18 protein-coding genes are annotated in these 21924 nt (G+C 66.7%); 13 read left to right on the top strand and 5 right to left on the bottom strand.

The features are described from left to right. The first annotated feature begins 11 nt into the window (after positions 1–11). The 3 genes from WAS25_RS12740 to WAS25_RS12730 all read left to right on the top strand — a co-directional run bounded on the left by WAS25_RS12740 (position 12) and on the right by WAS25_RS12730 (position 2837). A complete protein-coding gene (locus tag WAS25_RS12740) occupies positions 12–575 on the top strand; it encodes a hypothetical protein (protein ID WP_422312666.1) in 564 nt (187 codons plus the stop codon). An 8-nt stretch (positions 576–583) separates the two neighbouring features. Beyond that, positions 584–979 carry a hypothetical protein gene (locus WAS25_RS12735; protein WP_422312664.1) on the top strand — a complete coding sequence of 132 codons (396 nt, stop codon included), beginning with the start codon at positions 584–586 and terminating at the stop codon, positions 977–979. Between the two features lie 388 nt (positions 980–1367). Beyond that, on the top strand, positions 1368–2837 hold the full coding sequence (locus WAS25_RS12730) for an HAD-IG family 5'-nucleotidase (protein ID WP_422312662.1): 1470 nt from the start codon (positions 1368–1370) through the stop codon (positions 2835–2837). A gap of 16 nt (positions 2838–2853) precedes the next feature. Here WAS25_RS12730 and WAS25_RS12725 read toward each other — a convergent pair whose 3' ends face one another. The 3 genes from WAS25_RS12725 to WAS25_RS12715 form a co-directional block, all read right to left on the bottom strand. Next, a complete protein-coding gene (locus WAS25_RS12725) occupies positions 2854–4698 on the bottom strand; it encodes a hybrid sensor histidine kinase/response regulator (RefSeq protein ID WP_422312660.1) in 1845 nt (614 codons plus the stop codon). 56 nt (positions 4699–4754) lie between these two features. Next, entirely contained in the window at positions 4755–5969 is a 1215-nt protein-coding gene (locus WAS25_RS12720; protein WP_422312658.1) for a DegT/DnrJ/EryC1/StrS family aminotransferase, read from the bottom strand. 88 nt (positions 5970–6057) lie between these two features. Beyond that, a complete protein-coding gene (locus tag WAS25_RS12715; RefSeq protein ID WP_422312656.1) occupies positions 6058–7500 on the bottom strand; it encodes a sensor histidine kinase in 1443 nt (480 codons plus the stop codon). An 86-nt stretch (positions 7501–7586) separates the two neighbouring features. Between WAS25_RS12715 and WAS25_RS12710 the strand changes: the two genes are divergently transcribed. The 10 genes from WAS25_RS12710 to nuoE all read left to right on the top strand — a co-directional run bounded on the left by WAS25_RS12710 (position 7587) and on the right by nuoE (position 19630). Further along, on the top strand, positions 7587–8810 hold the full coding sequence (locus WAS25_RS12710; protein WP_422312654.1) for a sensor histidine kinase: 1224 nt from the start codon (positions 7587–7589) through the stop codon (positions 8808–8810). Then, positions 8803–9432, top strand: coding sequence for an RNA polymerase sigma factor (locus WAS25_RS12705; protein ID WP_422312652.1), 630 nt, complete (start codon positions 8803–8805; stop codon positions 9430–9432). The genes WAS25_RS12710 and WAS25_RS12705 overlap by 8 nt, the downstream gene beginning before the upstream one ends. Further along, the gene (locus WAS25_RS12700) at positions 9429–10238 is read left to right on the top strand and encodes a cupin domain-containing protein (RefSeq protein WP_422312650.1); all 810 of its coding nucleotides are present in this window, start codon (positions 9429–9431) and stop codon (positions 10236–10238) included. Before WAS25_RS12705 ends, WAS25_RS12700 begins: the two co-directional genes overlap by 4 nt. Positions 10239–10314: 76 nt before the next feature. Next, positions 10315–11187, top strand: coding sequence for a DMT family transporter (locus tag WAS25_RS12695; RefSeq protein WP_422312648.1), 873 nt, complete (start codon positions 10315–10317; stop codon positions 11185–11187). An 82-nt stretch (positions 11188–11269) separates the two neighbouring features. Then, a complete protein-coding gene (gene hydG / locus WAS25_RS12690) occupies positions 11270–12667 on the top strand; it encodes a [FeFe] hydrogenase H-cluster radical SAM maturase HydG (protein WP_422312646.1) in 1398 nt (465 codons plus the stop codon). A 1-nt stretch (position 12668) separates the two neighbouring features. After that, positions 12669–13886, top strand: a complete 1218-nt coding sequence (gene hydF / locus WAS25_RS12685; protein WP_422312836.1) for a [FeFe] hydrogenase H-cluster maturation GTPase HydF — start codon at positions 12669–12671, stop codon at positions 13884–13886. Further along, complete coding sequence (hydE, locus tag WAS25_RS12680; protein ID WP_422312644.1) at positions 13870–14982, top strand: [FeFe] hydrogenase H-cluster radical SAM maturase HydE; 1113 nt, start codon at positions 13870–13872, stop codon at positions 14980–14982. The genes hydF and hydE overlap by 17 nt, the downstream gene beginning before the upstream one ends. Before the next feature lie 128 nt (positions 14983–15110). Beyond that, positions 15111–17291 carry an NADH-ubiquinone oxidoreductase-F iron-sulfur binding region domain-containing protein gene (locus tag WAS25_RS12675; protein WP_422312642.1) on the top strand — a complete coding sequence of 727 codons (2181 nt, stop codon included), beginning with the start codon at positions 15111–15113 and terminating at the stop codon, positions 17289–17291. Positions 17292–17300: 9 nt separating this feature from the next. Continuing rightward, the gene (locus tag WAS25_RS12670) at positions 17301–19064 is read left to right on the top strand and encodes an NADH-dependent [FeFe] hydrogenase, group A6 (protein WP_422312640.1); all 1764 of its coding nucleotides are present in this window, start codon (positions 17301–17303) and stop codon (positions 19062–19064) included. Further along, a complete protein-coding gene (gene nuoE / locus WAS25_RS12665; protein ID WP_422312638.1) occupies positions 19061–19630 on the top strand; it encodes an NADH-quinone oxidoreductase subunit NuoE in 570 nt (189 codons plus the stop codon). Before WAS25_RS12670 ends, nuoE begins: the two co-directional genes overlap by 4 nt. A gap of 253 nt (positions 19631–19883) precedes the next feature. On the opposite strand, the gene rsmI is transcribed toward nuoE, so the two are convergent. Further along, positions 19884–20735 (bottom strand): 16S rRNA (cytidine(1402)-2'-O)-methyltransferase, encoded by an 852-nt coding sequence (rsmI, locus tag WAS25_RS12660; protein WP_422312636.1) that lies wholly within the window; start codon positions 20733–20735, stop codon positions 19884–19886. Positions 20736–20765: 30 nt separating this feature from the next. Next, complete coding sequence (locus WAS25_RS12655; protein WP_422312634.1) at positions 20766–21872, bottom strand: sensor domain-containing diguanylate cyclase; 1107 nt, start codon at positions 21870–21872, stop codon at positions 20766–20768. Positions 21873–21924 lie beyond the last annotated feature (52 nt).

Genomic DNA, 21924 nt, shown 5'->3' with positions numbered 1-21924 from the left:
CAAGGAACCCCATGACCACGCCCGGAAAGCCCCCCAAGAAGGTCAAAGAGAAGCGGCAGACGCCGGCGGAACGCCAGGAGGCCATGCGGTACAACCACATGATGTACGGCCCCACGGCCGGCGAGCTGCGACCCGCCGCCAAGAAGGTCAACTACGGCGGCGCCTACCTCAGCCACCCCAAGTTCCAGAGCCTGATGACCGCCCTCAAGAAAGGCACGGCCTTCACCTTCGACATCACGGACAAGGGCAAGGTCTGCGCCATCGCCACCGACGGCGCCCACATCTCCTTCGACGGCAAGGTGATCTTCTACTCCAGGGCTCTGAACAAGCATGAGGACAACCTGCTGCTGGACCGCGAGGTCACCGTCCAGCTCCAGACCATCGACGCCCTGGTCCACCTGGTCTTCGCCGTCGTCCGCGCCCTCCCCGAGCTGGGCCCAGTCCCCTTCTCCTACCAGGCCCGCCAGTTCTTCCTCGGCGCCGAGACCCTCGAAGCCGGCATCCCCGACCAGGGCCCGAACCTGCTATTGGGATCTTTCAAGCACAGCAAGGTCATCGATAAGGGCCGCAAGTAACCGGGACCATGACCCTCACCCTCCGCCACCGGGCACAGGCCATCCTCCGCGAGGCTGGCTGGAATTTGGCACCGCCGCCCGTCGTCTGGTCGCCGCGCATGGCGCGGTGCGCGGGACTCTTCGTGATCGAGAAGGATGCGCGGGGGAAGTGGCACCCGGAGATCCGCCTCAGTATCCCCCTGCTCCGCCGCCGGGACTGGCCCTGGCCGCAGCAGGTATGCGGGATGAACTGCCACGATCCAGAGGCCGTGCAGCGGCGCATCCTCGAGCACGAACTCATCCACTACAAGCTGTGGGCGGATGGGGAGAAGAACTGGGGGCACGGCGAGCAGTTCCGGCGGCTCGCCTTCGAAGTGTTCGGGCACCAGAGCATCACCCACGGCATCGGGACAGAAGCGGACTGAGCCTACAGAGGGATGCCACTCTGCTGGGCTGGCCGCATGGAATTGCGCTGTCCTTCTGCGCCACCGATGACTGCATGACTGAAAACAATAAGCAGTTGAACCACCGATGAACACCGAAAAAACCATGAGAAAGAATCAACTGCACCAAGTGGCCGTTTGGGCTCATGGGACCGTGATCGCATTGTTGTGAAGCGGCGCATCAGCGTCTTCCAGCATCAGACTCCGTCTGTCCTTATCAGCTTTAGATCGGTGTTCATCGGTGTCCATCGGTGGTTAAAAATGTATTTCATCCTTACCCCGGCCTAAATCTGTGGCCAGACCCGCCCCTCGACCCAGACCAGGCCCCGACTTGGCACCCGGGTGCTTGAGGCTGAAGTACACTCCTGCCATGACCGCCTGGGATTCCGCCTTTCTCGCCGCCCCGCCCTTGACGGAGGCCGAGGACCGCTTGCCGCCGGCGCACAAGCTGTATGCCCTACGCACGCTGCCCATGGGGGAGATCCGGGCCATCGGCTTCGACATGGACCACACCCTGGCCCGCTACCGCAGCCCGGAGATCGACGAGCTGGCCTTCAAGAAGTCCGCCCGCCTGCTGGTGCGGGACCGGGGCTATTCGCCCTGGCTGCTGGAGCGCGACTACGATCCGGACTTCGCGGTGCGCGGGCTGGTGCTAGATGGCCTGCGCGGGAACCTACTGAAGCTCAACCGGGAACGGCAGGTGGTGCGGGCCTGTCACGGCAGCCGGGCCCTGGCGCGCCCTGAGCTGGAGGCCATCTACGGGCGGCGCCGCCTATCCACTGCGGCCAAGGGCTTCCGCAACATCGACACCCTCTTCGAGATCCCCGAGAGCCACCTCTACGCGCGGATGGTGGACGGCCTCGATGGCGGCCACCTGAAGGCCGAGAACTACCTCCAGCTCTTCCAGGACGTGCGCTGGGCCATCGACACCGCCCACCGCAACGGCGAGATGAAAGCCGAGATCCTGGAGCACCGGGACTTCTTCATCCCCAGGGATCCTCAGTTGGCCCTGGCCCTGGACCGCCTCAAGCGCTCGGGCAAGAAGCTCTTCCTGCTCACCAACAGCGAGTGGAGCTTCACGGATGGCGTGCTGGGCCACCTGCTCGACAGCCTGGACGAGGCCCGCCCCCGCTGGGTGGACTACTTCGACCTGGTGGTAGTGAGCAGCCGCAAGCCCGCCTTCTTCCTGGAGACGCCGGAGCCGAAGCCACTGGCGGACCACCCCCACTGCTTCAGTGGCGGCCATGCCGCCTGGCTGGAGGCGAAGCTGGGCGCCCAGGGCGAGGAGGTCCTCTACGTGGGCGACCACATCTACGGGGATGTGCTGCGCTCCAAGAAGAACGCCTCCTGGCGCACCCTGCTGCTGGTGCCGGAACTGGAGCGGGAGCTGCGCCTGCTGGAGGCCAAGGCCGCGGACCTGCGGGAGCGGTACCGACTGGAGACCGCCAGGCGGCGCACCCTGCGGCGGGCCTCGGTGCTGCACGACCAGTGGCAGCGGAACCGGGCGCGCCGCCATGTCCTGGGTCAGCGCCTCAGTGCCGAGGCCATGCAGGCCCTGGATCATGAAGCCACTCAGCTGGCCGCCAGCACCGAGGTCCTGCAGCGCCGCGCGGAGGCACTACACCTCGAGCTGGAGGAGCTCACCCGCTCGGTGGAGGCCGCCTTCAACCCCATGTGGGGCCCCATGTTCCGGGACCGGGACGAGCTGACCCGCTTCGCCGACCAGATCCAGCAGTTCGCCTGCGCCTACATCGGCAAGGTCGGCAATCTCTACGCCTACGACCCCCTGGCCACGGTCTACGGGCCCCTCCCCACCCTACCCCATGAGCGGCGGATGTGAAGGAACCCCCTGGCGGCTACTTGAGGCGCGCGCCCAGCACACGGTCCAGAAGGACCTCCAGCTCAGCGCTGGTGAAAGGCTTCTTGAGGAAGTCCGCGAACCCCTGGGCGATGGCCTGGTCCCGGGACACGGGCAGGGCGTAGCCGCTGCAGAGGATCCCAGGCAGACCCGGGCGGATGGCCTGCATGGCGCGGAAGGCGTCCACCCCGCCCAGGCGGGGCATCGTGGCGTCCAGGATGACCAAGTCGAAGGCCTCGGGCCGCTGGGTGAACACCTCCAGGGCCTCCTGGCCGTCCGCGGCAGCGACCACCTCCAGGCCAAACCAGTCCTGCATCATCTCGGCCATGACCTCCCGCAGGTCCGCCTCGTCATCAGCCAGCAGGATCACGTTCCGGGATCGGAGCTCCTCCACGGGGGGCCGCGCGGTGGGGACCTGACCTTCGGGCGACGGGAAATGGACCCGGAAGACGCTGCCCACGCCTGGAATGCTCTCCACCTGGATGCCACCGCGGTGCCCGCGGACTATGCCCAGCGCAGCCGCGAGGCCCAGGCCCCGGCCCAGGTCCCGGGTGGAGAAGAAGGGGTCGAAGATCTTTGCCAAGGTCGGGCCATCGATGCCATGGCCCTGGTCGGAGACCTCCAGCACCGCGTAGATGCCGGGTTCGATGGGCTCCGGCCAGTGACCGGCGGTCAGCTCCGTGGCCGTGACTGCGCGGGCGTAGGTCCGGACGCGTACGGTTCCGAGGGAGGAGTTGGCCTCCAGGGCGTTCGTCACCAGCCCTTCCACCACCCGGCCCACCAACAGAGGATCCGCCAGGATCGCTGGGAGGTTCCCGGCCAGGTCGCGCTGCGCCGGCAGCCCCATCCGATCCAGCGCCTCGGCCACGACGGGGCTGAGGCTCATGGACTCCGGCCGGCGCAGGTCCCCGCCTGAGCTGTAGAGGATGTCGCGGCTGAGGCGTGTGGCCCGGTCCAGGCCAGCCTTCAGCCGGAGTAGGTAGCCCTGCGACTTCGACTCCTCCGGCACGGCGGCCTGGGCCATCTCCAGGTTCGCGGTCATGGACTGGAAGATGTTGTTGAAGTCGTGGGCGATCCCGCCGGAGAGCATGCCGAGGCTCTCCATCTTCTGCGCCTTCGAGAGGGCCGCTTCCGTGCGGCGGGTGTCCGTGATGTCCACGGCACAGCAGACGGCACCATGGATGCGGCCTTCCTCGTCCCGCAGGGGCGTCGCGTAGAACACCAGCCGATGGACCTCCCCGCCTGTAGAGACCAGGTCCAATGGCAGGTCATGGATCTGCTCGCCGGCCAAGGCCGCCCGCTGGAGGGGCAGCTCATCGAGGGGCAGTTCCCGACCATCCTGCTGCAAGGTGAAGCCTGTGGGCTGGCCGTCCGGACCCGAGACCTGGGCCGACCGGGTCCCCATGCGATGGAGCCTCGCGGCCGCCGGGTTCGCATGGACGAGTTGGCAGAGGGGATCCTCGGAGATCCAGACGGGAATGGGCGTCGCCGCCACAATGGAGGTCAGCTTGTCGGCCTCGGCCCTTGCCAGGAACCGGGCCTCTTCCAACCGGGACGCTTCAAGGGCCTTCGTGCGGAAGGTACCCTGGAGAAGAAGCATTCCGGCGAACAGCAGACCGGAGATCACCAGCCCCACCACCTCGTAGGCCAGAATGTGGCCCGGCAACCCCGTGTGTAGCAGTTCCTGGAGCGCCATCAGTCGCCGGAGCGCCATCAGGATGAGGGCGGTTGACAGCATCAGCCCGACCAGGCGTCGACCGGCGATCCGGTTGAGCCGTATGGCCAACCCGGCCGCCGCGATCTGCAGCAGCACCGACAGGAGGATGACCAGGAGGTTGATCAAACGGACCTCTCCTTGTGCGACCTATCGGCACCAGGGCCTGGCTGGTCAAATCCCGGTCAAAGCTGGATCTGGACCCTGGCTTTCGCCTGGGCGATCACCTGCTTGATCGCCGCCACGGTCTGATCCTGGTCGGCTTCGCTGAGCCCCGGCCAGAGGGGCAGGCTCAGGAGGCGCTCGCCGCTCCACTCGCTGTGGGGCAGGCCCTCCTTGGGCAGGTGCTGCGGGTTGGCCGCGTAGAAGTCCCGGTACCAGGGATGCACGTGGGCCGGGCGGTAGTGGATCCCCGTGCCGATGTTCTCCTCCTTGAGTGCGGCCACGAAGGCGTCCCGGTCCAGGCCCAGCTTCTCGGGGTGGATGCGAAGCACGAAGAGGTGGAAACAGTGGCCGTGGTCAGAATCCCCGGGCCAGGGCAGCATCACCTCCTCAAGGTCCTTCATCAGGCCGAGGTAGCGGTGGAAGAGCACGCCGCGCCGGGCGTTGAAGCCGTCCAGCTTGTCGATCTGGTGCAGGCCCATGGCGGCCTGCAGGTCCATGAAGTTGGCCTTGCGGGCGGGTTCGTAGACTTCGGTATGGGGGCTGCCCTCTTTGGCGAACCGCTTCCACGCGTCGCGGTCGATGCCGTGGAAGCGTAGGCGCTTGATCCGGCTTTCGTAGTCGCCGTTGAAGAAGGCGATGGCGCCGCCCTCGCCCGTGGTCATGTTCTTGTTAGGGTGGAAGCTGTAGACGCTCATGATCGAGCGCGGATTGCCGCCGATCTTGGTGCCCTTGTAGTGGGCGCCCATGGCCTGGGCCGCATCCTCGATGACCCAGAGACCGTGTTTCTCGGCGATGGCCCAGATCGCGTCCATGGGACAGGGCAGGCCCGTGAGGTGGACGGGGATGATGCCCTTGGTGCGGGGGGTGATGGCCGCTTCAAGCTTGGCGGGATCGAGGTTCAGCGTCACCGGGTCGATGTCCACGAGCACGGGCACGCCCCCCTGCAGCACCACCGTGCTCAGCGTGCTCACCCAGGTCAGCGAGGTGGTGATCACCTCGTCCCCGGGCTGCAGGTTCAGCACCTGCATGGTGATCTCCTGGGCCGTGGTGGCGCTGTTCATGGCCAGGCAGTGGGGCACGCCGTTGTAGACCTTCAGCTTCTCCTCGAAGGCCGCCGACTTGGGTCCGGTGGTGATCCAGCCGCTGTGGATCGAGTCGATGATTTCGGCGATCTCCTCCTCACCCACCATGGGGCGGGTGAAGGGAAGGAAGTCCTGGCGACGCTGGTAGGACATGGGAGCTCCGAACACGAACCATCATTTTCACATATCGCGGAGCGATGCTCCGTGATCGAGCACAGACCACCAGCCCCGGAACGACCTGTCAGGCGATGGGCATGGTGATGCGCAGGGTGCTGCCCTTGCCGAGGCCCTCGCTGCTCAGGCCGATGGTGCCGCCCATCATCTCCAGCAGGTGCTTGCAGATCACGAGGCCGAGCCCGGTGCCGCCAAACTCGCGGCTGTGACCACCCTCGGCCTGCGCGAACTTCTGGAAGAGCCTGGCCTGGGCCTCCGCGCTCACGCCGATGCCGGTATCCACCACCAACAGCGTGAGGTGCCCGGGATGGCGCTCCACCTGCACGGCGACGCTGCCCTCCTTGGTGAACTTGAGGGCATTCGAAAGCAGGTTGAGCAGCACCTGCTTCAGGCGGTTCGGATCCACCTGCACCTCGGGGAAATCCCCCAGGTCGGGCCAGAACAGCTCGACATTGGGGCGGCGGGGATAGGCCTCCGCGATAGGCTTCACCTCCTCCAGCAGGATGGCGAGGCTGAAGGGCTCGGGGTGGACTTCGAGCTTGCCGGATTCGATCTTGGCCAGGTCCAGGATGTCGTTCAGCAGGCCCAGCAGGTGCTGGCCGGAGGTGTAGCTGTCCTGGAGCATGGACCGCATCTCCTCGGCGTCGTCATAGAGGCCGTCCATTACCAGGCGGGTGAACCCGAGGATGCCGGTGAGTGGCGTGCGGAGCTCGTGGCTGGTGAGGGCCAGGAACTCGCTCTTCAGCAGATCGGCCTCCCTGAGGGCATCGTTCACGCGCTCGAGCTCCAAGGCCTGACGCTGCAGCGCATCCCGCTGCTCGGAGAGATCCCGGAATAGCCAGGCGTTGTAGAGGGAGATGGCCGCCTGGCGCTGGAGGATCGTGATGGAGTCGAGGTCCTCCTCCTCCCAGTGGCGGTCGGCCGGCAGGGCCAGAATGGCGAAGCCCAGGAGCAGGAGCTGGTGCTCGAAGGGGATGAAGAAGAGCTGGGCGCCATCGGTTCCCCGCAGGGCACCCAGGGAATCGGCGCCGCAGGTGGAATCCAGCCACTGGCTCTGGAAGAGCACCAGCGGTGTCCCGGGAAAGGGGTTGGGAGCCGGAAGCGACAGGGCCGACCAGTCCGGTCTCGCCAGGCCGTTACCGTCCTTGGGGACGTAGCCTACGCCGCCGTCCTCAAGCGTCCAGACCACGGCCCGCTGGCAGTGGAACTCCTGGGCCAGCACGTCGAGGACCACGCTGACCACCTGCCCGCCCTTGGAGGTCGCGGCCAGGATCTCAGACACCTGCTGGAGCACCTGCATCTGGTGGGACCGGCGGCCCAGCTTGGCCTTCAGCTCCCGCGTCTCCTGCATGGCCTGCGTGAGCTGCCGCTGGGCCTGCATGAGCTCCACCAGCATTTCGGCCCCCTGGGGCCGAGCGGGCTGGGCGCCGGCCACCGGCTTGGGGCCGGAGCTGGCTTTCGTGGCGGGGGGGATCGGCTTGGGGCCTGAAGACTGGTTCGAACTGGACATGGACCTCCAGGATGGCCCTCCCTGGCCGCGCTGCCAAGGGGCCTGTCGCCTGGCCCAAGCGGCACGGTTTGCCCCAAGATGGGGACATGGCGAACCGCGCCCCCACCTTCTCGCTCCAGCGGATCATCTTCCTGACCGTCTCGCTGGTGCTCTGCATCCAGGTGGGGTGGTGGATCAACGTGCAGATCCGGGAATCTGGACGCCTCCTGCAGGCCCGCGCCCAGGCGCTCAACGCCAGCCGGGCCGAAGCCTGGCAGATGGACAGCCTCAGCATCCTGGCCTTCATCCATGCGCGACCCGACCCGTCCTCCCGCACCGGGACCGTGGAGGGTCGCCTGCCCGCACTGCCCAGCCTGGAGCAGCGCCGGGAGGCCATCCAGCGGCACTTCCCCCACGTGGCGGTCGTGCCCTCACGGCTCTCGCCCGACGATCCCGCCCTGCTGGACGGCTCGGCCTTCCTGGCCCTGCGGCCCGAGCCCATGATCGAGCTGGAGAACCAGCGCTGGCACTCGGTCTTCCGGGCCGCCTCCGAGGGCGCCTTCATGGTGGTGGCCGTCCTCCTGGGCTTCGTGTTTCTCTACCGGAAGCTGGCCGAGGAGCTCGATCTCAAGCTGCGCCAGCGGAACTTCACCTCGGCGGTGACCCACGAGCTGAAGACCCCCATCGCCTCGCTTCGGGTGTGGACCGAGACCCTCTTCACCCGCACCCTGCCCGACGAACAGAAGCAGCGGATCCGGGGCCTCATGGAGAAGGACATCGAGCGGCTGAACGAGCTGGTGGGCAACCTCCTGGACGTGGCCCGAGCGGAGTCGGGCAGCCTCGTCCTGAACCTGGCCCCGCTGGAGCTGGCACCCTGGCTGCGCAACGTCTGCGAGGCCATGGACCTGCGCCTGGGGGCTGGCGCCCTGGGGCTCAAGCTCGAATTCGCCTCGGAGCCGCTCTGGGCCAACGCCGACCCCAAGGCCCTGGGGACCGTGATCGAGAACCTGCTGTCCAACGCCTACAAATACGCGGCTGAGCCCCGCCAGACGACGGTCACCCTGGATGGGGACGGGGACGATGCCCTGATCGTGGTCAGCGACCTCGGCCAGGGCATCGCGCCCAAGGACCTGCCCCGGGTCTTCCACCGCTTCTTCCGGGTGGGCGACGAACTGACTCGGCAGGTGGCCGGCACGGGCCTGGGGCTCTTCCTCGTCCAGGAGATCGTCACGCGCCACGGGGGCGATGTGCGCGCCTCCAGCCGCGGGCACGGCCTCGGCTCGGCCTTCACGCTCCGCCTGCCCCGCATTCCGAGGTCCCCGGATGTCTGAGCCCGATCCAGCCCGAGAGGTCCGCCCCGAGGCGGGCCTGGTCCAGGCCGCCGCCCAGGGGGATCCCCTGGCTTTCGAGCCCCTGGTGCGTCCCCACCTCGGCATGCTCTTCCGGGTGATCGACCGAATCCTGGGGAACGAGGCCGAGAGCCAGGACGCCCTTCAGGACGCCCTGCTTACCATCCACCGCGAGCTGCCGGGCTTCCAGGGAGCCAGCAAGTTCAGCACCTGGGCCTACCGGATCTGCGTCAACCAGGCGCTCATGGCCCGCCGGAAGCGCGTCCGCCGCCGCGAGGATGCCATCGAGGATCTGATGCCACGTTTCGGGGACGAGGGGCATCACATGAACATCGACACCATCCTGGACTGGAGCGAGGACGCGGAGGCGCTGATGAAGGTGGAGCAAGACGAGTTGAAGGCCAGGGTCCGGTCGGGCCTGGACCGCCTATCCGACGATCAGCGCGCGGTCTTCGTCCTCCGCGACCTCGAGGGTTGGAACACCGACGAGATTGCCCGGCATCTGGGCATCACCCGCGAGTTGGTCCGGCAGCGCGTCCACCGGGCCCGCCTGGCCCTGCGGGCCATGCTGCCCGAGTTCTCGCCCTCCCGGGAGGGCCGATGACCTTCCTCCTCCCCTCCTGCGAGCGGGTCACTAGCCTGCTCACCGCCTACGAGGAAGGCGCCCTGGGCCCTCTGGATTGGCTCGGTTTGAAGCTCCACCTAGCCCTTTGTCCCCCCTGCCAGACCTTCCTCGATTCCTTCGAGCGGACCCCACTCCTGCTCAGCCGGGCCTGGAGTGGCGACGCGGGAACCGCCGCGGAACTGGCCCTGTCCGGGGCGCTTGCCGCCCTCCGGGAAGGACGTGCTCCCCAGGGCCCTCAGCATCATCCCGAACCGGAAGCCTGGTCCGCCCTGGAGCCGGGGGGTGATCCGCTGTTGGCGATCCTGCTGCGGGTCCACCTCGGCCACTGTGCCGCCTGCCTTGCCGACCATCCCGGTGAAGGACTGGCCATTCCGCTTGCCCAGGATCCGGTGGAGGCCCTGCGTCCCCACCTGCCCCCGGACACCCAGTGGCGGTGGGTCCGCCACGGCCTGGGCGGTGCCCGGGTGGCGATCCTGCAGGAGGACCCGGCGACCGGCGCGAGCCTGAACCTGGCCTGCCTTCCCGGTGGCCGCACCACACCCTTCCATTCCCATACCGGCACCGAACGCGCCCTGGTGCTCTGTGGCGCCCTGCAGGATGGACCTGCCCACCTGCGGGCGGGGGACTGGATCACCCACGGTTCAGGCCATCTGCATGGCCCGACAGCAGACCCCGGCTGCGAGTGCTGGGCCCTGATCGCCCTCGAGCGGCCCGTGCAGTTCAAGGGCTGGCGAGGCGTGGCGGAGTGGTTCGCGAGCCGTTCATCGGTGCCCACCCCGCGCTGATGCCTCTCGCGGCTGGGGGTCTAGATCAGGATCCGGCGGCACTTAAGGCGCCATCGCGCCATGCTCCAATGGAACCATGAACCGAACCGCCGAGACGACCCGAGGCGTGGCCTTGGTGGCCCTGGCCGCCCTGCTATGGAGTTCCAGCGGCCTCTTCATCAAGGTGCTGCCCCTGGGCGCCCTGCAGATCGCCTTTGCCCGCAGCCTCGTGGCGGCCCTCACCATCGCCGCCGTGGTGCGCTTCAGGGGAGGCCAGCCCTTCCCCCGGCCGGACGCGCTGGCCTTCGGCTGTGCCCTGGCCTACGCCGGCCTCTTGATCCTCTTCGTGGCCGCCACCAAGCTCACCACGGCGGCCAACGCGATCTTCCTGCAGTTCTCTGCGCCCATCTACCTGGTGTTCCTGGAGCCTTGGGTGACCAGAAGGCCCCTGCAGAGGCGGGACTTGGTGGCGGTGCTGGTCTGCTTTTCCGCCATGGGGCTCTTCTTCGTGGGGCGGCTCGGCGCGGGAACGCTGGCCGGCAACCTCCTTGGCGTCGCTTCCGGCGTCTGCCTGGCCCTCTTCTCCCTCACCCTGAAGCTGCAGAAGAGCAGCCATCCAAAGGCTGACCCCGTAACAGCCATCATCCTCGGCAACCTCCTGGTGGCGCTGGTCTGCGCGCCCCTGGCGCTGCGGGACTTCCATCCTTCGCCGCCACAGCTGGGCATCCTGCTCTACCTGGGCGTCTTCCAGATCGGCCTTGCCTACCTCCTCTTCAGCGCCGGCATGAAGCGTCTCTCGGCCACCGTGGCCGTCGTGACGGGCACGCTGGAGGCAGTGCTCAATCCGGTGTGGGTGTTCCTCGGCATCGGCGAGCGGCCCTCCCCCTGGGCCCTGGTTGGCGGGCTGGTGATCCTCGGCACCATCGGCTGGTACACCCTCGGTCCGGACCGGAGGGTCGGCCGGTTGTGACCAAGGTCCACGTTCCTGGGGTGGAGTTTAAATTACCTTAGGGTTATCTTTCCCCTGCGGTGTTCCCGCGGAGGATCTTTTCATGCGCGGCCTGTCCGAAGCCTTCCCCTTGGATGAAGCTTCCATTCAGTCGGTCCTGGGCCGGCCCGTGGCAGACGACCCCGCCCGCGTCGCCGACATCCTTGCCAAGGCCCATGACATGAAGGGCCTGGAGGACGAGGACCTGCCCCAGCTCATGGCGATCCAGGACCCGGATCTGCTGCACGAGCTGTTCGACACAGCCCGCTGGGTTAAGGACCAGCTCTACGGCAACCGCATCGTGCTGTTCGCCCCGCTCTACGTGTCGAACCTCTGCGCCAACGAATGCCTCTACTGCGCCTTCCGCGCCTCGAACCGTGACCTGCCCCGGCGGGCGCTTGGCCGGGATGAGATTGCCGCCGAGGTGGGACATCTCCTGGGCCAGGGTCATAAGCGCGTGGTGTTGGTGGCAGGCGAGGCCTATCCGAAGGAAGGCCTGGACTACATCCTTGACGCGATCCGAACGGTGTATGGGGTGCGCCGGGGCGAGGAATGCATGCGCCGAGTGAATGTGAACATTGCACCGCTGGACGTGCCAGACTTCCGCCGCCTGAAGGAAGTGGAGATCGGCACCTACCAGCTCTTCCAGGAGACCTACCACCGGGCGACCTACGCTCGGATGCACCCCCGGGGCCTCAAGGCCGACTACGACTGGCGCCTCGGCTGCATGGACCGCGCCATGCTGGCGGGCATCGACGATGTGGGCATCGGCGCCCTCTTCGGTCTCTATGACTGGCGCTTCGAGTTGCTGGCCATCATGCAGCACGCCCGCCACCTGGAGGACCGATTCGGTTGCGGGCCCCACACCATCAGCGTGCCGCGCATCGAACCTGCCGAGGGCTCGGCCACCAGCGAGCACCCACCCCATGCCGTCACCGACCAGGATTTCCGCAAACTCATCGCCATCCTGCGGCTGGCCGTCCCCTACACGGGCCTCATCCTCAGCACCCGGGAACGTCCCGAGATCCGCAAGGAAGCCCTCCGGCTGGGCATCAGCCAGATCAGCGCGGGCAGCCGGACGAACCCTGGTGGCTATGAAGACGACGCCTTCGAAGGGGGTGCCCAGTTCTCCCTGGGTGACCACCGCACCCTGGACGAGGTGGTCTGCGACCTGGCCCAGACCGGTTTCATCCCGAGTTTCTGCACCAGCTGCTACCGCATGGGGCGCACGGGCTCCGATTTCATGGACATGGCCAAGCCCGGCGAGATCAAGGCCCACTGCCATCCCAATGCCCTCTCCACCTTGCAGGAATTCGTGGAGGATCACGCCAGCCCGGCAACCCGGCTGGCGGCGGAGCGCCTCCTGGCCGGGAGCCTGGAGGAGATGGAGCCCGGCGCCCGCGCCCGGGCGGAGCACATGGTGGCCCGCGTGAAGGAAGGAGAGCGCGATGTGTTCTGCTGAGATGCAGCCTGCACCGAGGAACATGCGCCTGCACATCGGCCTGTTCGGTCGGCGCAACGTGGGGAAGTCCTCCCTGTTGAACGCCCTGACACGGCAGCAGGTCTCCATCGTGTCGGCCCAGGCAGGCACCACCACGGATCCCGTGGAAAAGCCCATGGAGCTGCTGCCCCTGGGGCCAGTGCTCTTCGTGGACACAGCGGGTCTCGATGATGTAGGCGCCCTGGGCGAGGCCCGCACAGGTCGTTCCCGAGCCGTCATCGACCGCGTGGACCTCGCCATCCTCGTGGCAGAACGAGGCGCCTGGGAGCCTTTCGAAGCGGCGCTGCTCGCAGAGTTGAAGGGTAGGAATATCCCCACGGTGGTGGCCTTCAACAAACATGACCTTGCTCCTGAGCGTGACCTGCCGCAGCTGGATGGCACCGCCGTGGTGGCCCTGTCGGCCCTCGATGGTCACGGTCTCGAAGCCCTCCGCGAGGCGCTGTTCGCTGCCGCGCCCGCGCACCACTTCGAATCCCACCACCTGCTGTCCGACCTGGTGCCCCCGGGCGAGGTCGCCGTCCTGGTAATGCCCATCGATGCCTCCGCTCCGAAGGGACGCCTCATCCTTCCCCAGGTCATGGCCGTGCGGGATGTGCTGGATGGCGCCGGACTGGCCCTGGTGGTTCAAGCTCGGGAGTTGCCCCGGGCCCTGTCCTCGCTGAAGGGAAACCCCGCCCTGGTGGTGACCGATTCCCAGGCCTTCCAGTCCGTGGCCCGGGACGTTCCGGATGCCGTACCCATGACCTCCTTCAGCATTCTCATGAGCCGCTTCCAGGGGGATCTGGCCATGCAGGTGCGAGGCACCTACGCCATCGAGAACCTCCGCCCCGGGGACCGCGTGCTGGTGGCCGAAGGGTGCACCCACCATCCCACCGAGGAAGACATCGGCCGAGTGAAACTGCCCAAGTGGCTGAACCAAAAGGTGGACGGAGCCCTCGTCTTCGACACCATTCAGGGTCGGAGCTTTCCCATGGACGTCTCCCCCTACAAGCTGGTGGTCCACTGCGGCAACTGCATGGGCAACCGCCGCGAGATGCTGTCTCGCATCCACCGCTGCACGGCGGCGGGTGTGCCCATCACGAACTACGGATTGGCCATCGCCTACTCGTTCGGCATCTTCGATCGGGCCCTGCGCCCCTTCCCGGAAATCCAGGAGTGCCTCCATGCCGTCCGTGCCTGAGGCTCGGCCTGCCCTCTGCCTCGACCATGCCTGTGTGAGGGCCTGGCTGCGGGAGACGGATCCGACGGTCTTGGAGACGTTGTGGGCCGAGGCCGACCAGACTCGAAGCCTGCACATGGGCGACGAAGTCCATCTCCGCGGCCTCATCGAGGCCTCCAGCCACTGCATCCGGCACTGCCTCTACTGCGGCCTGCGGGCCCCCAGCGAAGGCCTTGAGCGGTATCGCATGGACGGTGCGGAGATCCTGACATGTGCCCAGGAAGCCGCGCGGCTCGGCTACGGCAGCGTGGTGATCCAGGCGGGTGAGGATCCAGGGCTAACCCGGGCGTTCATTGCCGAGGCAGTCCGTGCCATCAAGCGACATACCCCGCTGGCCGTCACCCTCTCCCTGGGGGAGCGCAGTGACGAGGACCTGCTGGCTTGGCGCGATGCCGGCGCTGATCGCTACCTCCTGCGCTTCGAGACCAGCGACCCGCTACTCTACCGGCGCATCCACCCCAACCTACCGGGCCTGGTCAGCGACCGCCTTGCCCAACTCGCCAGGATGCGGAGCATGGGCTATGAGATCGGCACGGGAGTCATGGTGGGCATCCCAGGTCAGACCTGGGACACCCTCGCGAAGGACCTCCTGCGCTTCCGGGATCTCGACATGGACATGATCGGTATTGGCCCCTTCCTTCCCAGCCCGCGCACACCCCTGGGTGGTCCCCAGGCGGCGACCTGGACTGCACCTCCCCAGGAACAGGTGCCCAACGACGAACTCACCACCTTGAAGGCCCTGGCATTGGCCCGCCTCCTCTGCCCCGACGCGAACATCCCCAGCACCACGGCCCTTGCCACCCTGGATCGAGCCCAGGGGCGGGAACTGGCGCTCATGAGGGGCGCCAACGTGGTCATGCCCAATGTGACGCCTCCGCATTACCGGGCGCGATACGAAATCTACCCAGGCAAGGCCTGCGTGAATGAGACCGCCGTCGCCTGCCAGGAATGTCTTGAGGGTCGAATCCAGAGGTTGGGAAGAAAGGTCGGGAAGGGACCTGGAGGACGAGTTCGAACAGAGTGTAAAGATTTGAATGTGTGTGATTTCGATCACTGACCTTATGGTCATCAATAAGCACAATCCTTGTGCGATCCATTGCCGGTGTGCGGCGACTCGAACCCACCGAGTCCGCCCTGCCGGTACCCATGACTCCACCCGGACACCGCCGGCTGGAAGGAGTTCCCATGTCCCAATCCGTGAGCGAATTCTACCGGTCCATGGCGGACCGCATCGGGGCAGACCTCGCCGGGCGTGACCTTGGGTCCAAGGTCATCATCCAGGTTGGCTCTGCCACCTGTGAACACGCCGCCGGGTCGCAGGCGGTGGCCGAGGAGTTCACCCGGCACATCCGCGCTTCCGGTCGCAAGGACATCGTCATCCACCGGACCGGCTGCACGGGTCGCTGCTCCCGGGAACCCATCGTGGGGATCCAGTTGCCCGGCCTCCTCCCCGTGAAATACGAGCGGGTGAACCGGGATCTGGTGCACCGAATCTTCACCGAGCACATCCAGAGCGCTTCCCCCGTTCTGAAGCACATCCTCGACCACAATGGCGAGCCGCTGGCCGACCGCGAGTTCCTGTTCTGCGAGGGCGGGCGGTGCCATCAGAGCAACCCCAGCCTGAAGGAGCGATTCCGCACCATGCTGCAGGAGCGCGATATCGACTCCGGCAAAGTGCACGTGGCAGCTGCCAGCTGCTTCGGCGCCTGTGGCATCTCCGGCTGCAGTCCTGCCAATTTCGTCCTGGCCCGCCCTGAGAAGGTTCTCTACAGCGTGAACAGCGACGAGGATCTGGCAGAACTCATCGAAGGACACATCCTCGCCGGCCGCGTGGTGGAGCGGCTGAAGGCCAAGGAAGAACCCATCGCCCTTGAATTCCTTGAGCGGTACGGTGATGTCTCCTTCTTCAATCGCCAGAATCGCATCGCCTTGCGGAACGCCGGCGTGGTGGACCCCGAGAGCCTTGAGGAATACGTCGGCTTCGGCGGCTTCAAGGCCCTGGCCGACGTGCTGCAGCGCCAGGATCCAGACTGGGTCATCTCCGAGCTGACCAAGGCCCGGCTCCGCGGCCGTGGCGGTGGTGGGTTCGCGACCGGCGTCAAGTGGGGGCTGGCCCGCCAACAGGCGGACACCACCCGCTTCATCATCTGCAACGGAGACGAAGGCGATCCGGGCGCGTTCATGGACCGCTCCATGCTGGAAAGCGATCCCTTCAACATCGTCGAGGGCATGATCATCGGCGGCCATTCCATCGGCGCGCAGAAGGGCTTCTTCTACATCCGTGCCGAGTACCCCCTCGCCATCAAGCGCATCCAGAATGCCATCGACATCTGCCGGACCCAGGGCCTTCTGGGGCAGGACATCATGGGCTCCGGCTTCCACTTCGACCTGGAGATTCGCCTGGGCGCCGGGGCCTTCGTCTGCGGAGAGGAAACCGCCCTCATCCGTTCCATCGAAGGTGAACGGGGCCAGCCGAAGGTGCGCCCCCCCTACCCCACGGACCGCGGGCTCTGGGGCCACCCCACCTGCATCAACAACGTGGAAACCTTCGCCAACATCCCGGCCATCCTTCGGTTCAGTGGGGACTGGTATGCCCGCATCGGCACCGAGAAGAGCGGGGGCACCAAGGTGTTCGCCCTGGCGGGCAAGGTCAAGCACACGGGCCTGGTCGAGGTTCCGCTTGGCACGACCCTCTCCAGGGTGGTGAATGACATCGGTGGTGGGGTTTCGGGCGGCAGGCAGCTGAAGGCCATCCAGACCGGCGGTCCTGCGGGTGGCTTCATCCCTGCCTCCATGCAGGACATGGAAGTGGATTTCGAGCCCCTGCAGAAGGCCGGATCCATCATGGGTTCGGGTGGCATGATCGTCCTCAGCGAAGACGACTGTATGGTCGACATCGCCAAGTTCTACATGACCTTCAGCCAAGAGGAGAGCTGCGGGAAGTGCACCCCCTGCCGGGAAGGTACGACCCGCATCCTGGAAATCCTCGAGCGCATCACCCAGGGCAAGGGCGAACTCTCCGACATGGACAAGCTCCACCGGTTGTCGCGCCTGTGCCAGCGCACCAGCCTGTGCGGCCTGGGTCGCGCCGCCCCGAACCCGGTTCTGTCAAGCATCAAGCACTTCCGCGAGGAGTACCTCGTCCACATCCAGGACAAGCACTGCCCCGCGAAGAAGTGTGTCGCCCTGATCCGCTATGAGATCAACCCCGATAAGTGCATCGGCTGCACCATCTGTTTCCGGAACTGCCCCGTGGAGTGCATCTCGGGCACCCGCAAGGAGGCCCACCTGATCGATCAGGCCGCCTGCATCAAGTGCGGCAACTGCTTCGATGTGTGCAAGTTCGCCGCCATCGACCGGGTTTAGGAGTTCGTCATGTCCCAGATGATCAATCTCAAGATCGACGGGGAGTCCATCCTGGTAACCGAAGGCACGACGGTGATGGATGCCGCGGAGCAGATCGGCATCCACATCCCCCGCCTCTGCTACCACCCCAACCTCAGCCTGGAGGGCAACTGCCGCGTCTGCGTGGTGGCCGTGGAAGGCTTCGACCACGGGCTCGCCTCCTGCGCCACCAAGGCCTGGGAAGGCATGGAGGTCCAGACCAACAGCCCCATGATCCGGCAGGCCAGGCGCGACATTGTCGAGCTGCTGCTGGACAACCACCCCAAGGACTGCCAGACCTGCGACCGCGACGGCCACTGCGAGCTGCAGAACCTCTCCTACCGCATGGGCGTGCGGGAACGGCTCTTCGAGGGGAAGCGCAAGCAGTTCCCCATCGATGACGCCGGGGCCTCCGTGGTGCGCAACGCCGAGAAGTGCATCCTCTGCGGCCGCTGCATCCGCGTCTGCGGCGAGGTCCAGGGCGTGTTCAACCTCAGCCAGCACGGCCGCGGGTTCCACACCGTGGTGGGGCCAGCCAACCTGGCCCCCATGGACGAGAGCGCCTGCATCCAGTGCGGCCAATGCGTGAGTGTCTGCCCCACGGCCGCCTTCATCGAGCAGGATCACACCGAACGCGTCTGGAAGGCCCTGGGCCACCGGCGTTCAGAGAAGCACGTGGTGGTCACCACCGCCCCCGCCATCCGCGCCGCCCTGGGCGAGGCCTTTGGCCTGCCCATCGGCACGCCGGTCACGGGCAAGATGGTCACGGCCCTGCGCCGCATGGGCTTCGATGCCGTCTTCGACGTAAACTTCAGCGCGGACCTCACCATCATGGAGGAGGCCCACGAGCTGCTGCGGCGCATGGAGGACGGCGGCCCCCTGCCCCTGCTCACCTCCTGCAGCCCCGGCTGGGTCAGCTTCCTGGAGAAGTTCTATCCGGAGATGATTCCGCACATGTCGAGCTGCAAGAGCCCCATGCAGATGCAGTCGACCCTCATCAAGACCTACTATGCCCAGCAGAAGGGCATCGACCCCAAGGACATCTACGTCGTCTCCGTCATGCCTTGTGTGGCCAAGAAATTCGAAGCGGGGCGGCCTGAGCATGTCATGGACGGCCACCCCACGACTGACGCCGTCATCACCACCCGGGAGTTGGCCGTCATGATCAAGTCCTACGGCATCGACTTCCACCGGCTTCCGGACTCTGATTTCGACCATCCTCTGGGCTCATCTTCCGGCGCGGGGGACATCTTCGGCGCCACCGGCGGTGTGATGGAAGCGGCGCTCCGCACGGCCGCCTTCAAGCTCACGGGGCAGAATCTCGGGAACCTGGATCTCACCATGGTCCGCAGTGCCGACGGCTCCATCCGGGAAGCCTCCATCAACCTCGCCGGAAAAACCATCAATGTGGCCGTGGCCGACGGATTGCAGAACGCCAAGATCCTCCTGGACGCGGTCAAGCGGGGCGAGAAGATCTACCACCTCATCGAGATCATGGCCTGCCCCGGCGGGTGCATCGCCGGCGGTGGCCAACCCTATCCGCCCATGGGCACCTACACCCTTAATCGCGACTTGTCCAAGGCCCGCTCCAAGGCCCTCTACAACATCGACGCAGCCAAGACCATCCGCTGCAGCCACGACAACCCCGACGTCCAACGGCTCTACGCCGAATTTCTGCGCGAGCCGCTCAGCCACAAGGCCCACGAACTCCTGCACACGCACTACACCGCCCGCACGCCGAGGGGGATCCGATGAGCGCCTGCTGTTCCTGCACCGACAACTGGGCCGAACTCGAGCGAGGCTACCGGGCCATGCTCCCGGCGGATATCCTCGCCTTCATCGAGGAGAACCGGCACAGGGAGCACAGCGAGAGCATGCTCATCGCCACCCTCCACATGGTGCAGGCCCACTATGGACATCTCGGTCCCGGCCACCTGGAGGCCGTGGCCCAGCTCATGCAGATCCCCCTGGCCAAGGTCACTGGCGTCGCGACCTTCTACCACTACTTCCGCCTCCAGCCGCGGGGCCGGTACCTCATCAACGTCTGCATGGGGACGGCCTGCTACGTGAAAGGCGCGGAGAAGGTTGTCCAGAAACTCCAGGATGAACTGGGCATCCGCATCGGGGAGACCAGCAAGGACGGGATATTCAGCCTCGAGAGCACCCGTTGCGTGGGGACCTGCGGCCTCGCGCCAGTGGTGATGATCGGCGACGAGGTCCACGGTCCGCTCACACCCGGGCAGATCCCAACCCTGCTGGACAGTTACCTCGCCCGTGCCTCCGAGGATCTGGTCGGTCAGGCCGGCCCGGCAGGCAAGTAGCCGAGCCTAGGACGGATCTGGAAGCCCGGGCCAAGGATCCGGCGCGTCAGCCGTGCACTCATCTTGCTCATCACTGTCCCGCCTTGGCGCGGCGCCAAGCAGCCCTTCAGCACGAGTTCTCCACCCGCGCCCTGAGCACTCGGCAGGACATGGCCAGGAGGACACCGCAGAAGGCCGCCACCGGGACAAACCCCGCGGCCATGGTGGCCGGGTGCATCCAGGAGGTGGCCCGGGCGAGGCGGGATGGGCCTCGTCAGAGGTCCGCGGCCAGCCGGTACAGCTCGGATGCGGACACGCCCAGGTGCTTGGCCAGCGGCTTCACGGCCTCGCGCAGGGTCATGCCCCCTTCACGGGCGGCGCCAAGGTAGGTCTGAACCCAATCCGGCAGGGCGGCCCCGTCAAAGGCTGGCACCCCTTCCGTCACCAGCCGCTTGGCGCTGGCGCCCGCCAGTACCAACACCATCTCACCCCGATCTTCCCTGCCCAGCTGTGTTTTCACCTGGGTAGGGGTGCCCCGGTACCAGGTCTCATGCAGCTTGGTGAGCTCCCGGCCCAGGGCCATCTCCCGGCCCGGCAACAGCTCCTCCAGGTCCGACAACGTCTCGTGGATGCGGTGGGGCGTCTCGAAGACCACCACCGTCTCCTCCTCGGCACCCAGCTTCTTCAGCATGGTGCGCCTGGGTTCGCTGCGGTTGGGCAGGTAGCCCCAGAAGCTGAACGCATGGCAGGGCAGACCCGAGGCCACCACGGCCAGCAGCACGGCCGAGGCGCCGGGCAAGACCGTGACCTTGGCGCCCGCGGCGCGCGCCACCCGGGCGATCTCGAAGCCGGGATCGTTGATGCCGGGCATGCCCGCGTCGCTGCAATAGGCCACGGTGCGGCCTGAGCCCAGTTCCAGGCCTAGGCGCTCGAAAGCGGCTGCGCTCGCATGGTCATCGAAGCGCAGCAGGGGCTTCTCGATCTCCAGGTGCTTCAGCAGGCCGCCGGTACGCCGGGTATCTTCGCAAGCCACCAGGTCGGCCCCGGCCAAGGCCTCCTTCGCGCGATCCGTGAGGTCGCCTAGGTTGCCAATGGGGGTGGGAACGAGGATGAGATGTCCAGTCATGATCCATCCAGTCTGGCAGGACCGGCCCCGTCACACCTTCCGGAGGGTGGGAGGCTCCCACCGCTGGGGGACGGAGGACTTGGGCGCGGTCGCCTTCCTGGGGAGCGGCTTGTCCTTGAATCCCTCCGGGAGATGCCAGACCAGGGAGGGCTGGGCCATGGCGCTGCTCTCTGCCACAGCCGACTCCAGCCTTGGCTGACAGGAGTCAAGGCCCAGGCCCTCGGTACCGGGGACCCAGAGCGTGGCCCCCATGGGCGCGCCATTGAGCTGGGTCCGCAGGCGGAGGAGCATGATGTGCGCCACGCTCCGGGGCGTATGCCGGAAGATGATCATGAAGCGCCCAGGGGCCGCCCGCACCACCAGGTCCCCGGCCCTGACCCCCTCGGCGGCCTTGAGAATCCGGGCCACGTCCTTCTTGTTCTTCAGGGTGACGTGGCACTCGGCCACCACGAGGCTCTCCGGGCGGTGCTCAGAGTCCAGCAGGGCCTTCTGCCAGATCTCGAGGTAGCGCAGGTTGGGCAGGTCCGTTTCGGCATCCCGGATGGAGCTGTCCTCCATTACGGCCCTAGTGATGGCCAGGGCGTCCTCCAGGCGGTTCAGCGACTGCTTGAGATCCTCGATCTCGAGCACCCGGCCGATGAATCCCGCCACCGCCTCCAGCAGGGCGAAGTCGGCCCTGGAGAAGCCCCGGGGCTGGTCGAAGAAGGCGAACAGCAGCCCCCTGACCGCCTCCTTCTGCCGCAAGGCACAGCCGAGGGCGGCCCGGTAGGGGACAGCCCCAGGTTCGGGGAGGTTCCGGGCGTGGGGACCTTCCGCCATATCCCGCACGACGAGGGTGCGTTCCGGATGTTCCAGCAGCCATTCACAGAAGGAGGGGATCGCCTCCGGCGGCTCTTCGTCTTCCGCCTCCGGGTGCCACCAGCGGGTCTCGGCGGTGCCCCCCGACACCATCACCAGGGTGGTCTGAGTGGCCCCGAGGTGGCCCGAGAGCATCTCCAGGCTCTTGGAGAGGAAGAAGGGATCTCCGCCTCCCCCTCCGTGCAGGAGGGCATGGATGGCCTCCGCAAGGCCGTTGAGGGCGGTCACCTGCGGCATGAACCGTCTCGCGTAGCGCTTCAGCAGTCGATGATCCGGCAAGCGGTCCCCCGGGGCCCTGACAATGCTCTTTCGGCCTGGTTGGACCCCGGGA

The organism is Geothrix sp. (genome assembly GCF_049292215.1).
Lineage (GTDB): Bacteria > Acidobacteriota > Holophagae > Holophagales > Holophagaceae > Geothrix.
This window is presented reverse-complemented; position numbering and strand designations above follow the sequence as displayed.

Coding starts and splice junctions, on each gene's coding strand:
- WAS25_RS12740 (WP_422312666.1), top strand. CDS start 12: ATGACCACGCCCGGAAAGCCCCCCAAGAAGGTCAAAGAGAAGCGGCAG.
- WAS25_RS12735 (WP_422312664.1), top strand. CDS start 584: ATGACCCTCACCCTCCGCCACCGGGCACAGGCCATCCTCCGCGAGGCT.
- WAS25_RS12730 (WP_422312662.1), top strand. CDS start 1,368: ATGACCGCCTGGGATTCCGCCTTTCTCGCCGCCCCGCCCTTGACGGAG.
- WAS25_RS12720 (WP_422312658.1), bottom strand. CDS start 5,969: ATGTCCTACCAGCGTCGCCAGGACTTCCTTCCCTTCACCCGCCCCATG.
- WAS25_RS12715 (WP_422312656.1), bottom strand. CDS start 7,500: ATGTCCAGTTCGAACCAGTCTTCAGGCCCCAAGCCGATCCCCCCCGCC.
- WAS25_RS12710 (WP_422312654.1), top strand. CDS start 7,587: ATGGCGAACCGCGCCCCCACCTTCTCGCTCCAGCGGATCATCTTCCTG.
- WAS25_RS12705 (WP_422312652.1), top strand. CDS start 8,803: ATGTCTGAGCCCGATCCAGCCCGAGAGGTCCGCCCCGAGGCGGGCCTG.
- WAS25_RS12700 (WP_422312650.1), top strand. CDS start 9,429: ATGACCTTCCTCCTCCCCTCCTGCGAGCGGGTCACTAGCCTGCTCACC.
- WAS25_RS12695 (WP_422312648.1), top strand. CDS start 10,315: ATGAACCGAACCGCCGAGACGACCCGAGGCGTGGCCTTGGTGGCCCTG.
- hydG (WP_422312646.1), top strand. CDS start 11,270: ATGCGCGGCCTGTCCGAAGCCTTCCCCTTGGATGAAGCTTCCATTCAG.
- hydF (WP_422312836.1), top strand. CDS start 12,669: ATGCAGCCTGCACCGAGGAACATGCGCCTGCACATCGGCCTGTTCGGT.
- hydE (WP_422312644.1), top strand. CDS start 13,870: ATGCCGTCCGTGCCTGAGGCTCGGCCTGCCCTCTGCCTCGACCATGCC.
- WAS25_RS12675 (WP_422312642.1), top strand. CDS start 15,111: ATGTCCCAATCCGTGAGCGAATTCTACCGGTCCATGGCGGACCGCATC.
- WAS25_RS12670 (WP_422312640.1), top strand. CDS start 17,301: ATGTCCCAGATGATCAATCTCAAGATCGACGGGGAGTCCATCCTGGTA.
- nuoE (WP_422312638.1), top strand. CDS start 19,061: ATGAGCGCCTGCTGTTCCTGCACCGACAACTGGGCCGAACTCGAGCGA.
- rsmI (WP_422312636.1), bottom strand. CDS start 20,735: ATGACTGGACATCTCATCCTCGTTCCCACCCCCATTGGCAACCTAGGC.